The sequence below is a fragment of the Enterococcus sp. FDAARGOS_553 genome (assembly GCF_003812305.1).
GTDB lineage: Bacteria > Bacillota > Bacilli > Lactobacillales > Enterococcaceae > Enterococcus_D > Enterococcus_D gallinarum.
The window spans coordinates 2,674,282-2,687,564 of record NZ_CP033740.1 but is presented as its reverse complement, the minus strand read 5'-3'; the positions used below and the strand labels follow the sequence as shown (position 1 = coordinate 2,687,564).

Below are 13,283 nucleotides of genomic sequence, written 5' to 3'. Positions count from 1 at the left end.
TTCTTTTTATTTTCTGGTACACTGTCTGTGATAGCTTCACCAATTTAGTGATAGGAGAGAATCATGCAAAAAATATACCTTGTAGAAGATGATGCTACGATCGTTTCAGTACTGGCTGATTATTTAAGACAATGGGGATATGAGTGTTATCCCGCCAAAAAATTTGCTGAAATTTTGCAGGAATTTCGTGCGGTAAGTCCCGACTTGATTCTTTTGGACATTTCTTTGCCTTATTACAACGGGTACCATTGGTGCCAAGAAATTCGTAACATTTCTGAAGTGCCAATCATTTTTCTTTCTTCAATGGATCAACAAATGAATCAAATCATGGCAATGAACATGGGAGCCGATGATTACCTAACAAAACCTTTTGATTTGGCGTTTGTTTTGGCTAAGATCCAAGCGCTGTTGCGCCGCAGCTACCAATATACCCATCAACAAGTCCAGACGTTTTCATTAGGAGATGTCACTTTTCATCCAATAGAAAATTTGCTGAAAAGTAAAACGGAATCTTTGCCGCTGTCGCCAAACGAATCTCGAATCCTTTCCATACTCTTGCAACAGCAAGGGAAAATCGTTCCCAAAGAAACGATTATTGAAATGCTTTGGAATAGCGAAGAGTTTATTGATAATAATACATTAGCCGTTAACATGACCCGCTTGCGAAAGAAATTAAGTCAAACTGGATTGTCTGATTTGATTCAAACAGTGAAAAACAAAGGCTATTTGATTGAAAAGGAACAAGCCTATGATTAACTTAAAAGAGTATTTTTTGCTTTACGGCAAGTTCTATTTGTTTTTAATTTTGTTTAGTAGCGGTCTTTTAGGCTTGTTCTTTCTCCATGAGCTTCCTTTAGAGCCCTTCATCGATTATGTGATTTTCACAGGAGTGATTTTAGGTATTTTCTCTGTCTGGCAATATATGCGTTATCTACAAAAAAGACGTCAGTTACAAAACTTATTAGCCAAGAAAATGATCACTGAAGCAGCTTTGGCTTTCTTGCCGATTGCGCGAAACAGTATCGAAGAAGAATACCAGCAGCTAATCAAACGACAAGCTAAAGAAAAAACCGCCTCCGAGTATCAAGCAGCCTTGAAGAATGAAGAAATCTACGAAGACTTCGGATTGTGGCTGCATCAGATCAAAACACCATTAGCAGCGATGGATTTGTTAGTGCAAAGTGATGGCCTATCGCCCACTGAAGTCAAAGCAGAACTATTTAAAGTGAATGATTATTTGCAAATGATGCTGAATTATTTACGACAAAACTTGAAAAATGATGACTTTGTTTTTGAACCGATTGTGTTAGCACCTCTCATTCACCAAGCAATCAAAAAATATGCCTTGTTTTTTTCAAAAAAAGACTTGCAACTGGATTTGGCTATCGACTTGACCGTTACTTCGGATCGTAAATGGCTGACTTTTATCTTTGAGCAGTTGCTTTTTAATAGCCTGAAGTATACAGAAAAAGGCGGAATCCGGATTTTTACCGAAAACAATTGTCTTTTGATTCAAGACACAGGGATCGGTATTCGTCAAGAAGATTTGCCGCGGGTTTTTGAAAAAGGTTATACAGGACAAAATGGACGCTTTCAGCAGCGTGCTAGCGGATTAGGATTATATTTGAGCCAGCAAGCAGCAGAAAAAATCGGCTGTCAGCTAACGATTGACTCCGAAGTAGGGAAGGGAACTACGGTGACGATCCATTTTCCCACTAAAAATTTTATTTGACCGCAAACTTTCAACACTGTAAGTTTGCGTTTTTTATTGTAAGTCGCTTTTTTCTTCTAAACAGCTTATGCTAAAAAAGAAGGGGGAGAGAACAATGCCACTATTAAACATTCAACAAGTAAAAAAAGTGTATCAAAGTCAGTTGAACGGCCAGCCGGTCGAAGCATTGAAGAATATCACGTTTTCAGTAGAAGAAGGCGAATATGTCGCCATTATGGGAGAATCAGGATCTGGAAAAAGCACCCTACTGAACTTGATGGCCACGTTAGATCAACCGACAGCGGGAGAATTAGCGCTTAATGGTATCGATTTGACGACCATCAAAGAAAAAGACGCTGCAAGTTTTCGCCGAGATCATTTGGGCTTTGTTTTTCAAGATTTCAATTTATTGGATACTTTTTCTGTCAAAGACAATATCTTATTACCATTAGTCTTATCGAAAGTGCCGGTCAAACAAATGGACCAACGACTGCAACCATTAGTGCGAACACTGGGAATTACCGACTTGTTACAACACTATCCCTATGAATTATCCGGCGGCCAGAAACAACGGGTAGCTGTCGCACGCGCGATTATCACAAAGCCGGATCTCTTACTAGCAGATGAACCAACTGGGGCGCTAGATTCAAAAACTTCCGATCAATTGCTGACGTTGTTTCAGCAAATCAATCAGAATGGACAAACGATCATCATGGTTACTCATAGTTCCATTGCTGCAAGCCGCGCGCAACGAGTATTATTCATCAAAGACGGTCACGTCTTCCATCAGCTTTATCGCGGAGAACGAACGAATAGCGCTTTTCTAGAAGCAATCTCGGAAACCATGACAGCTGTCTTTGCAAGGGAGGAGTAAGGAATGTTCTTTCAAAAAATCGCCTTTTCCAATTTGCGAAAAAACACCAAAGCTTATACTCCTTTTTTACTGTCCATGAGTCTTCTAGTTGCAGTGATAATGATGACACAAATCATTGTAAATAATCCAGGAATGAATAAACTGCCAAGCAGTCAAAGTGCTATTTTTATGTTTCGACTAGGAAATATCATTTTAATGATTTTCGCCGCCATTTTTTCGTTTTACACCAATAACTTTTTGATCAAACAACGAAAAAAAGAATTTGGACTTTACAATGTTCTAGGATTAGGGAAACGAGAAATTGCGTTAGTGGTCTTTTGGGAACTTTTTTATAGCTGCCTCATCAGTCTGGCCGCAGGGCTAGTTGGAGGTCTTTTGTTTGCACGATTGGGGTTCTTGATTTTAAAAAGAATTCTAGAGGTGGGAGAATCTTTCGTCTTTGAACTTTCTGTAGAAAGTATCGGTCTTGTGATCCTTTACTTTTTGATGGTTTATGGCTGCCTTTTTCTATTCAATATGCTGCAAGTCCGGCGAACCAAGCCGATCGAACTGCTGCAAGGTAGTAAGCGCAATGAACAAGAGCCGCGAGCAAAAGGCTTTTTAGCCCTTCTAGGGATCATTTGTTTAGCGGTAGGGTATACGATTTCTGTCACAATCAAGTCGCCCATCAGCGCCTTAGCACTCTTTTTTGTCGCTGTGATTCTTGTGATCATCGCCACGTATCTGTTGTTTATTTCTGGCAGTATTAAAGCATTGCAGTTTTTAAGAAAGCGATCCACTTATTATTATCAGACGACCCATTTCATCAATGTATCAACGATGCTTTATCGAATGAAACAAAATGCAGCAGGTCTAGCAAGTATTTGTATTTTGTCAACAATGGTTTTAGTGACTGTTGCCACAACAGCTAGTCTTTATTTCGGACAGAAGAATGTGGTGGAAACACGATTTCCTTATGACTTTCAGATCGAGTCAGAGGCGAATCTGCAACAATTGAACCAAGCCATCGATAGTCTTGAAAATAAAGTAACGCTCAAAAACCGGAAACAAGTCACTGCTACTAAAGACTTACTTTTTACGGTTGAGGGAAACACACTTACTCCTTCAACAACTTTTGAAGATAACAGCGAGAATTTAGAAAAAGCGGTCTTTCTCACATTTGTTACTAGTACGGAGTACCAAAGAATCACAGGAAAAGAAGGACCAGAAAAAGATGAATTGTTGGTCTTTCCAGAAACTTGGACCCATCAAGCGTTGCCTAAAGAGCTGACGATCGATCATAGTCAGTTCACTCTTCGATCACTAACTGAGCTGCCACCTTTTACTCAAGTGGAGAATCCCGTTCAACAACTTGTGGTGGTAGTCGATGATACTTGGCTTTCTGAGAAATTAACTAGTTGGTATCAGGAAAAAGAATTCCTTATCTATCAACAACCAGTGATCACTACTGTTTTTGACTTCCAAGTGCCTGAAACCAGTGATCGAGAAACAATGGGCAAAGAGATACGAAAGGACCTTCAAGCAGCTGATCCGAATGCACGCATTGAATCAAAAGATCTCTTCCAAGTACAGACCAAAACGTTTACGGGAGGATTCTTTTTCTTAGGGTTGATTTTTGGACTGATCTTTATTTTGGCAGCTACATTAATCATCTATTACAAGCAAGTCTCTGAAGGAATAGAAGATAAAGAACGTTTTGAGATCTTACAGAAAGTTGGCTTAAGTCATAAAGAAGTCAAGCAAGTGATCCAACAACAAGTATTGATGATTTTTTCTTTTCCATTGGTAGCTGCGATCATCCACCTTGCATTCGCGTTTCCGATGATTCGCAAGCTGCTTTTGCTTTTCGGGTTGACCGACCGCAATCTGCTGATCAGTGTGACTGTTGTATCAGTTGCTCTTTTCGCAGTCATTTATCTGTTGGTATATCTTATCACAGCAAAAGTCTATTACCGACTTGTTGAACGAGAGCAATAATTGTTTGTCACTCACTAAGTTAAATTAGTTAAATTGAACAAAAAATACCCAAAGGAATAGAGCCCTCAGTGTTTGCATTACTGCAAAGACCTATCGTCAATGACAACGTCATGACTTGCTCTTTTCTCTGGGTATTTTTTTAAGAAAATTCTCTATGCTAGCTTCTCCGATTCACTTTCGATACGAATAAATGAAAACTAATCACCGAAGCACGAAAGGTAGCATCCAGATGCCATAAAGAAGACAAGCAACCAGAACACTGCCTAAAAAAGAATTTTCTGAATGCCACATAAATGCAAGTTCGATTGCAAAAAGAACGAGAAGAATAGCGACAGCAAGTACCGCTGACTGATCAGTAAACAACAACCAGCCATAAATAAGTATCAGACAGATAAGATAGAGAATGTACCATTTTCTTAACTTTCTTGGTAGATAACGAACATTGCCAATCATCTGATGCTCCTTTCAATAAATCCACTCTCGGAACTATTTGTTTTTCTTGATCGTCATGACTACTAACGGGATCGTTAATGTGATATACCCAATAATAGAGGCCACCAACAAATAAAATGGCATAGTTGAAATATTGAATAAGTTGGTCAGTAAAACAGCAACCACCATAGATACGAAATAGCAAATAAACAATTGTACAAAACGTTTGAGATTCATCGATTTTCCTCCACAACAAATTTTTGATTATTCCTGCAATATTGTAGTCAAGCTAAGGTTCTGAAAGTTAGGTTCTTCTGAAGTGATTTAGGGAAGAACTTCCTGCATGACATCCATCTGATCTGCAGGAACGTTGCCAGCATAGTTCGGCGTTGCTAGGGAAAGCCCACCATCATGGTTGTAAAACAAATACATTGTACCATGGTAGTCTTTACGATCTTGGGTTCCACCCAGTATTTTACCGATTGAGATTTGTGTATTCACTTTGACTTCACGAATTTGATTCGTTCCTACACTAAAAACGCGAATTGTTTTTGTGGGAACCGTTGCGATTGTTGCTCGGTAGCGGCTAGTCACGGAATCATCGGGTGTAGAACTTTCAAAAGTAACTTCCTCTTTGCTCTGATCAATAGTAACAGTGTCAGGAACGTTGAATCCTTCAAAAGAAACTGTCAGGACATTGGATTGTTGTGACATATCTACTTGATAGGGATATGCGCTTGCTGTTTCTGGAGTCTTTGGTGACTCCGTCTCTGATACCGATTCACTGGTAGACCCGCTAGCAGAAGCCCTCGTAACAGTTTTTGTATCTGAAAGAGAAGATTGCGATGATTCTACGGTTTCGCTAGGCATTTGTTTTTGGCTGCTCGAAGATGTGGTTGCTTCTTCTGGTACGTTTGCAGAACAGCCGCTTAATAGCAAGGATAGCAGCAATGGGACTAGTACCTTTCTTTTCATAAAACAGGTAGACCTTCTCTCGTTAATTTTTGACTATTATAACATAATTATCGGACAAAAAATGATCTCTGATCAACAAACCCAATCAAATCACGATAGTACCAGTCTTTAAAAATCCCGATTCCAAAGACGATCCCCAAGACTAACCCAATAGCTAAAAGAATTAGTAAAAGATTGACGAATATCATCAATCGATAATTGAAATGCCAATTACTGATTATGTAATCTAAGGGATTTTTACGGTGGATTTTTTCAGTGATTGGAATTTTTTTGAGTGCAGGAATCGTGTCATGGAAATGTTGAAACAGTTGATAGTCTTTCTTTGTCAATACATCACTAAAAATATGGCTATCCGATTGAAAATCAAAGTAAGCCCAAAACATGATTTCCTCGTCTTCTGGTTTCTCAAAGCGATTCAGTTTACGCGTCTTCAAAGAAAATGCCGGAATCGAGGAGTAGGGGTAACTGAAATAGGTTTGATCATCTAAAAAGTCGATGATCACAAGAAAAAGGATCCGTTTTTCTGAAAAAACAAATAGACGATTACTCCGAGTATCATTGAACTGTGCGACATATTGCTTTGCTCTTTCTGTACGTGCATAAGACAAACCAGCTATCCCTTGATTACTGATTGCAAGGTTGCCTGAAGTTGAGAGAGGGAGATAGCCTTGAACTGTTTCGTCTTTATCTAAGAGTGATTGAATTTCAGTCATCAATTCTTGAAAAAAGATATATGTTTTGCCATTAGCTAAAAGACGATTTTTTTCATCTTGCGTTACTTCATTTCTGAGACGACGATTTTCTGAATCAACGATCTGTTTAAAATTCATCACGATTCATCCTTTCTTTCCAAATCTTTTTCAACAATTTTCTGCCGCGAGATAAGTGATTATAAATAGCTGTTGTCTGCAAATCCAGTTGTTGCGCGATCTCTTCTGGACTTTCTTGATAAAAATAATATAAAAGAAAAATTTGTTGATCGACTTGGGATAACTCTTCGAGCCAAATCAGAAATTCTTCTTCACTTAACGGGGATTCCGTAATAGCTAGCTCTTGATATTCTTCAATACTTTCTTGTTGAAATGCTTTATTTAACTTACGCTTGCGATCGATTCCGCGACTTCGAGTAATCAGCAAGATCCAAGTGATAAAACTACTTTTCTCAGGATCATAGGCCTCGATTTTTTGCCAGATTTCATAAAATACTTCATTTGCTACATCTGACCATTCACTTTGTTCAGGAGGGGCTTGTAAGATTCGATGGATGGTCATAAGAATACTTGACCCGTAGCTATCAATTAGTTGTTCCAAGCCGGTATAATCTTTGTTCTTGATCAAATGAATCATTTGATGATCGTTCATTTTTTCACCTCTTTGTCTATTATACGGACGTCTCAACTGTTTTCTATCAGAGTTGTGAAAAATTCTTTTATCAACAAAAAAAGCTCCTGGTCAAGAGCTCTCATTGATCACCGGGAACGGATTCAGTCAAAGAAGTCGTGATTCGCTGACGTATGAGGTGATGTTTCTCTTCATCATAGGTATTCTGCGGACATGTCCAATATGTTGCTGGATATAGCCAAACAGGTTTTGAACGACGCTCTTCGGTCTCCCAAGAATATCGTGGAAAAACGTGTGCATGAAGAAATTGATCCGTGTTGCCAAGAATATCGTAATTGACTCGCAGTGGTGAACAGGCGGCTAAAATGGCATCACCCAGAACACTCATCGAGACGAGAAATTCTTGTCTTTCTTCCAGTGATAAATCATTTAGGCTTCCGACTGATTTTTTAGGTAACAACACACAGTAGCCTGGTAAAAATTGGGTATCGCCAAAAACCGCAAAACCACCCGATAATTCCTTCATTAACATGGGATTTGTTCCATTTTGACAAGCTTTAATCCGATCATTGCGCCAATCCATCGAAATTCGCTCCTTTAACGAATTATTTTATCAATAAACCAACGAAGTCTAAATCGTTGACAAAAATGATCCCACAAAAATGTACCAAAAAACGCACCCACGAAGTAGAGTGTCCATGAAGCAAGTTCAAAGGGATTTCCAAATAAAAGAGACATGATTCCACCGATAATAAAAAGATAAGTACCAATCAGAATCTTTCGCAAGGTAGAAGGTAACTGGCGAATGAAAAAGGAGAGTAGAATAAATATTAGGAAATTCATTAATTGCAGCACGTCTAACCAAGCGAAATGATGAACGATAACCTGTTTCATAAGATCTGCTCCCATAAGAATCAAAAAGAAAAAAAGCAGTTTTATCCAGGATGGTTGATGTTGTTCCATAAATCCACCTTCTCTTATAGTAATTATCTAGTTTTAAAATACATAATTAATTATAACATAAGATCAGCAACATTATAGAAAGATGATGAAAAGGAACTAGGAAATAAATTGCATAAATAAGGAAAGAAACTGATAAAAGCTAGTTGAGAAAAACGAATGAGTGGCTCCAAAAAACGCTTGTATGAGACCTTTTCGTCAAACTCGTTTGAACTTTCTCTCGAAAAGTATCAAGGAAACAAGAAGTGTTTTTTATTTACCAGTATAATATTATGTAAACAAGATTACCTATGACAGTCGCTCTTTAAGAGACTCTGTCATAGGTAATGGGGAGAAAAGACAATAAGTAATGAGTTTTAGTGGATATGTTTGGTAAGAAATACACGATCCATACCAGTCACAATCGGACTCGTACGATCTGATAGCTGATAACCGAGTGTTTGATAAAATGAAAGTAGGCGGGTTTCTTGCAAAATCGTACTTAGCTGCCATGTCTTAATAGACGAGAATTTAGCTTCGACTAACTGAATGGCCATTTTACCAATCCCATGATTTTCATTAGCAGGCAAAATACAGATGGGGGCCACTCGAGCTACCAGCGCCGGGGCTTCTGATAGAACGATTCGTACAAAACCTACTGCTGATCCGTCGGCTTGGATCAAATAGAAATAATTATTCTCTCGTTGGTACTTTTTAGAGAAATTCTCATACGTTTCCAGATAAGGGGAGGTTTCTGTATCCTGATAGTGTTCAAACAACTGTTTAAAACTTTCTTTTTGTATCCGATACGCTATCGGTAATGTTTGGTAGGTAACTTTTTCTAACTGAATATCCATTGATCATTCTCTCTTTCATTGTTCAATTGACGACTCGTTAATAACCTTCTTACTTTTTACTGTCATGAAAATCGGGCCAAGCATTGATGCCGTCGCCTTCTTTTCGAGGAATCAAATGGATATGCAGATGATTGACGGATTGTTGGGCAGCAGCGCCATGGGCACTTAAGAAATTGATACCTTCAAAGTTACCAGATTTCACGCAATCTGTTGCCACCTTTTTTGCTGTCTTGGTAACTTGCATCCATATTTCTTCGTCACAAGCAAGAATAGAAGTTACATGTTGTTTCGGTATAACTAAGAGGTGACCGTCTGCAGCGGGATTTTTAGGAAGAATCGCCATTGTCCATTGATTTTCATAAATGATTGTTGCAGGAAGCTGTCTGGCTGCGATCTGACAAAAAGGACATCTCATCGTTTTCTCCTTTTTGAATCAATCATAGCCTATTCGTTTCAAAATGATAAGCGCTTTGTTTCATTAGTTAATTAAGGAGACATACAAATAGACAGCGAGAAGGATTCTTGCTTCCATCTGATCGTTTGTTTGACTATAATGGAACTATCATGAAAAATGGGGGCTTTAAACTATGCTAACAATTGCTTATATTGGCAATGGAAAAAGCACTAATCGCTATCACTTGCCTTTTGCTACTAAATTATCCGACAAAATCCACGTAAAAACAATCTATTCCCGAGTGATTCGCGATACTTGGGCAAAACTTCCTGGAACGACCTACACAACAGATATCAACGATATCTATGATGATCCAGCGATTCAATTAGTCGTTGTGACTACTCCTAACCATCTGCATTTTGAAACTGCCAAGGATGCATTGCTTCACGGAAAGAATGTATTGCTAGAGAAACCTTTTACTGAAACATATGCACAAGCTCAAGAACTTTTTGCTTTGGCTGCAGAAAAAGGACTGTTGATTCAATGTTATCAAAATCGCCGCTACGATTCTGACTTTCTGACTGTCCAAAAAGTTATTGAAAGTGGCGTTCTAGGGGATTTACTTGAAGTAGAAATGCACTATGACTATTATCGCCCCGAAATTCCAGAAAATACACAAGAATTCTCATTAAATAGTAGTTATCTTTATGGACATGCTTGTCATACCATCGATCAAGTGCTGTCTTATTTCGGCGAACCAGAGACATACCATTCAGAAGTTCGCCAACTTTTAGGTCCGAATCGCATGAACGATTATTTCGATCTGGACTTCTTCTATGGCCCTTTAAAGGTATCGATCAAATCAAGCTATTTCCGAATCAAAGAACGACCAAGCTTTGTCGTTTATGGTAAGAAAGGCATGTTTGTCAAACAAACCAAAGATCGCCAAGAAGAGCATTTAAAAATGTTTTATATGCCTGATCATGCGGACTTTGGAATTGATCTTCCTGAACATTATGGCTGTCTGACGTATTATGATGATGAAGGAATCTATCATGAGGAAAAAGTAGTTTCTGAAGTAGGAGACTATAGCCGTGTTTATGCCGGACTGTATGAAGCTATTATTAATGGAAAGCCTAAAACAGTCAAAGACGAAGAAACCCTAGTACAAATGAAGATTCTTGAAGACAGTATCCAAGCAGTTTATCCACGATAATTTCATTTCTGGTAATTCTCGTCAGAGAGCAGGCCAAAAGCCATCTGATTCTATTTTTTTGAGACAGATGGCTTTTTTCAATTAGCGTTTTCTATTTTTTTGCTTAACAAAAGCGATATATTCTAAGATATCCGTGATTTCTTCCTCGGTCATATCTTTGATTTGATGGGCCACTCGCCGTTGATTTTCGTCATAATCCCATTCATCATATGAAACGGATTCACCAATCAATAAAGGCAATGGGACTGAGAGTGCTTTTGCCAATTTTTTTGCAGTATCCACATGGGGTGTCTTACGCTTACCATTTTCAAAGCGGGAAATTTGCGCTGCACTGACTCCAGATTTCAAAGCCAACTGATTGACGCCGAGCTGTTTTTCTTCTCGGAATTTTTTTAGATTTTCGCCAAAACTCATACCAACGCCTCACTTTTTTCTTCTACTCTTTTCATCATAAAGTCAAAAGAAAACAAATGCGATGAAAAGCCAGCGACTTCTTCAAAAACTGTTGTTCAAAGGGAATTTTTCATTTATAATATTACCTATAGGAAATAAACGCTTAGGTTTTTCAATTGTCCGTTGCTTTTGTCTTCTACCCCCTGGAGGAAAATATGATTAGAAGAGATCGGATCTTATTTTTTATTGATGCTTATCAGCAAGAACAGAAACGAGCACCATCTATTCGAGAAATTTGTGCCCATGAAGGAATCAAATCAACTTCTCTCATTCACCGTCATCTACTTCGGATGGAAAATAGAGGCCTAATCACGAGAGAAAAATTTCCAAAATCACGCACATTGCGTTTAACAGAAGCAGGAAATAACTATTTGACAGAGTTACAAAAATCAAGGTACGAGCAAGCGCTATAAGGTTAACGTGTCGAATAGGGATGCTCTCAAAATAAAAAAGCCTATGGCTTTTTTATTTTGGTGCTCGATAACCAGCAGCTTTGGCTTCCGCAATCGTTTTGAACCATTCTTTTGGATTTGTCGTCTGTTCATAGCCTCTCGTACCTGGCAGATGATAAATGCCATTTTTTGACCCTTTGATCAGACCATTTCCCTTCGCGTCTACATATTCTTTTTCATCTTCAGCAACATTCGATGTAGTATTTTTTGCCGAAGTGCTAGTCGCATCAGATGCTTCTTCAGAAAGCACACTTGTCCCATCTTGGTAATGGATCGTCACACCATCTTGAATATTGAATATATAAATATTGAAGCGGATCGTATTATCGCCAATCGATTGGGCTTGCATTTGAACGCCTCGTGCCACTAATTCATCACCGCGGTAAATAGGAGTCACCGAATAACGAACATAATGGCTGGGATCTTGTTCTAAATAGTATTTGATATCCATTTCATAGCGTAACATTTCGGGATTATTCAACTGTTGTGTACCTGTGATCAGATTTTTCCAGTTGGCATTTTCTCCCGCCAGAGCAAAGCCGATCAAATGAGTTCGATTATAAAGATAACCTTTTTTCAACTTTTTATTGTGCCAGCCTGTAGGCGTGACACTAGAGATATCCCCGCGTTTTTCAGTAGGCATCAGGGATTGATTCAACATAGCTTCCGCAGAAGTGGCTCGATTTAAGCGATCGAGATCACCATATTTTTCCCATGCACCATTTTTTATAGAGAGGGTATCTTGTGAGAAGGAGGGGACATTGTTGTTGATAGTAATGGTTTGTGTCCCTTGATATGTCAATGCAGCGAGATTATTTGCTGACTGGGTTTCTTTTGTATGCGAATCTGATGCTTTAGAAGACTCTGACTGTTTCACCTGTATAGTAGATGAGTGTCCAGGTGATGAAGTGGGGTTCGGGTCTTTTTGGGTTTGCGTGTACAAGCTGATACCAAGTACAGCAGCAATCAAAAGACCACTGATTGTACCAAGAAGTTTCTTTGCCATGATTTTCTCCTAACATATGATTTGCTCCTTTGTAAAATCGCGAGCGTAAGATGGGGTTGCAAGTTTCAATAAAGGAGGAAAAAATAAATATTCTGCTGCTATCATACCATTTTTTAAATAACAGTTGAAAAGAAAAAAACTTTTTTTACCAAATATTTCTTATATGAATAAATAGAAAAGAGAATATTATATAACGAATTATTCACAAAAGAACTAAGATTATTCACTAATGGGTAAAGGAGAATGGTCAAAAGTTAATGAACATAGGGAAGATAGGGCAAGAATGGGGATCTCAGAAGAAGATAGGAAGGAACAACGATAATAGTAGAACAGTGATACAAGGGGAGGCTTATTGCTTAATGAGCGAGGAGCTATCTTGAAAAAATCGTAGAGGATGAAGAGAGTTTAAAGAGGACTGTCTATCGCGTGAGTTTCAGCTTTTTCGTTTTAGTGGTTTTGAAGCCATTGACAGGGGATATTCAACGCTCCATAGCATTTCTTGCGGCTAATCATTATTGAGCTATAAAAGAAAAGCTGGTCTGACAATCGCAAGAAATGCTATACTAGGGATACATCAATCGATGAATTTACTCACGAAAGGGGAAATGTCATATGAATACTTATAATGGACGTCAAGATCATGGAGGTTTCCCTTT

17 protein-coding genes are annotated in these 13,283 nt (G+C 38.5%); 6 read left to right on the top strand and 11 right to left on the bottom strand.

Going from position 1 to position 13,283, the window contains the following annotated elements; translation table 11 throughout:
• Positions 1-63: 63 nt before the first annotated feature.
• The 4 genes from EGX73_RS13375 to EGX73_RS13360 all read left to right on the top strand — a co-directional run bounded on the left by EGX73_RS13375 (position 64) and on the right by EGX73_RS13360 (position 4,562).
• Positions 64-756 (top strand): response regulator transcription factor, encoded by a 693-nt coding sequence (locus EGX73_RS13375; RefSeq protein WP_123867002.1) that lies wholly within the window; start codon positions 64-66, stop codon positions 754-756.
• Entirely contained in the window at positions 749-1,732 is a 984-nt protein-coding gene (locus EGX73_RS13370; protein ID WP_005473115.1) for a sensor histidine kinase, read from the top strand. Before EGX73_RS13375 ends, EGX73_RS13370 begins: the two co-directional genes overlap by 8 nt.
• Positions 1,733-1,826: 94 nt before the next feature.
• Positions 1,827-2,585, top strand: a complete 759-nt coding sequence (locus tag EGX73_RS13365; protein WP_005473116.1) for an ABC transporter ATP-binding protein — start codon at positions 1,827-1,829, stop codon at positions 2,583-2,585.
• Between the two features lie 3 nt (positions 2,586-2,588).
• Positions 2,589-4,562, top strand: coding sequence for an ABC transporter permease (locus EGX73_RS13360; RefSeq protein WP_029486799.1), 1,974 nt, complete (start codon positions 2,589-2,591; stop codon positions 4,560-4,562).
• Between the two features lie 201 nt (positions 4,563-4,763).
• Here the strand turns inward: EGX73_RS13360 and EGX73_RS13355 are convergent, their stop codons facing one another.
• The 9 genes from EGX73_RS13355 to EGX73_RS13315 form a co-directional block, all read right to left on the bottom strand.
• The gene (locus EGX73_RS13355; protein WP_003126551.1) at positions 4,764-5,015 is read right to left on the bottom strand and encodes a hypothetical protein; all 252 of its coding nucleotides are present in this window, start codon (positions 5,013-5,015) and stop codon (positions 4,764-4,766) included.
• A gap of 33 nt (positions 5,016-5,048) precedes the next feature.
• On the bottom strand, positions 5,049-5,231 hold the full coding sequence (locus EGX73_RS13350) for a hypothetical protein (protein WP_003126552.1): 183 nt from the start codon (positions 5,229-5,231) through the stop codon (positions 5,049-5,051).
• Between the two features lie 87 nt (positions 5,232-5,318).
• Complete coding sequence (locus tag EGX73_RS13345; protein ID WP_003126553.1) at positions 5,319-5,969, bottom strand: hypothetical protein; 651 nt, start codon at positions 5,967-5,969, stop codon at positions 5,319-5,321.
• 47 nt (positions 5,970-6,016) lie between these two features.
• Positions 6,017-6,799: a hypothetical protein gene (locus tag EGX73_RS13340; protein ID WP_117474655.1), complete on the bottom strand. Its 783-nt coding sequence runs from the start codon at positions 6,797-6,799 to the stop codon at positions 6,017-6,019.
• Complete coding sequence (locus EGX73_RS13335; protein ID WP_005473122.1) at positions 6,789-7,331, bottom strand: sigma-70 family RNA polymerase sigma factor; 543 nt, start codon at positions 7,329-7,331, stop codon at positions 6,789-6,791. Before EGX73_RS13335 ends, EGX73_RS13340 begins: the two co-directional genes overlap by 11 nt.
• A gap of 100 nt (positions 7,332-7,431) precedes the next feature.
• Positions 7,432-7,893 (bottom strand): HIT family protein, encoded by a 462-nt coding sequence (locus EGX73_RS13330; protein WP_003126557.1) that lies wholly within the window; start codon positions 7,891-7,893, stop codon positions 7,432-7,434.
• Between the two features lie 14 nt (positions 7,894-7,907).
• The gene (locus EGX73_RS13325; RefSeq protein WP_021149711.1) at positions 7,908-8,204 is read right to left on the bottom strand and encodes a hypothetical protein; all 297 of its coding nucleotides are present in this window, start codon (positions 8,202-8,204) and stop codon (positions 7,908-7,910) included.
• A gap of 422 nt (positions 8,205-8,626) precedes the next feature.
• A complete protein-coding gene (locus EGX73_RS13320; RefSeq protein ID WP_003126559.1) occupies positions 8,627-9,106 on the bottom strand; it encodes a GNAT family N-acetyltransferase in 480 nt (159 codons plus the stop codon).
• A 49-nt stretch (positions 9,107-9,155) separates the two neighbouring features.
• Positions 9,156-9,521, bottom strand: a complete 366-nt coding sequence (locus EGX73_RS13315) for an HIT family protein (protein ID WP_005473124.1) — start codon at positions 9,519-9,521, stop codon at positions 9,156-9,158.
• A 172-nt stretch (positions 9,522-9,693) separates the two neighbouring features.
• Between EGX73_RS13315 and EGX73_RS13310 the strand changes: the two genes are divergently transcribed.
• Positions 9,694-10,716, top strand: coding sequence for a Gfo/Idh/MocA family oxidoreductase (locus EGX73_RS13310; RefSeq protein WP_003126561.1), 1,023 nt, complete (start codon positions 9,694-9,696; stop codon positions 10,714-10,716).
• Between the two features lie 81 nt (positions 10,717-10,797).
• Here EGX73_RS13310 and EGX73_RS13305 read toward each other — a convergent pair whose 3' ends face one another.
• Positions 10,798-11,130 (bottom strand): helix-turn-helix domain-containing protein, encoded by a 333-nt coding sequence (locus EGX73_RS13305; RefSeq protein ID WP_003126562.1) that lies wholly within the window; start codon positions 11,128-11,130, stop codon positions 10,798-10,800.
• 194 nt (positions 11,131-11,324) lie between these two features.
• Between EGX73_RS13305 and EGX73_RS13300 the strand changes: the two genes are divergently transcribed.
• Positions 11,325-11,582 carry a LexA family transcriptional regulator gene (locus EGX73_RS13300; RefSeq protein ID WP_005473128.1) on the top strand — a complete coding sequence of 86 codons (258 nt, stop codon included), beginning with the start codon at positions 11,325-11,327 and terminating at the stop codon, positions 11,580-11,582.
• A gap of 52 nt (positions 11,583-11,634) precedes the next feature.
• Here EGX73_RS13300 and EGX73_RS13295 read toward each other — a convergent pair whose 3' ends face one another.
• Positions 11,635-12,627 (bottom strand): DNA/RNA non-specific endonuclease, encoded by a 993-nt coding sequence (locus tag EGX73_RS13295; RefSeq protein ID WP_005473129.1) that lies wholly within the window; start codon positions 12,625-12,627, stop codon positions 11,635-11,637.
• Positions 12,628-13,283 lie beyond the last annotated feature (656 nt).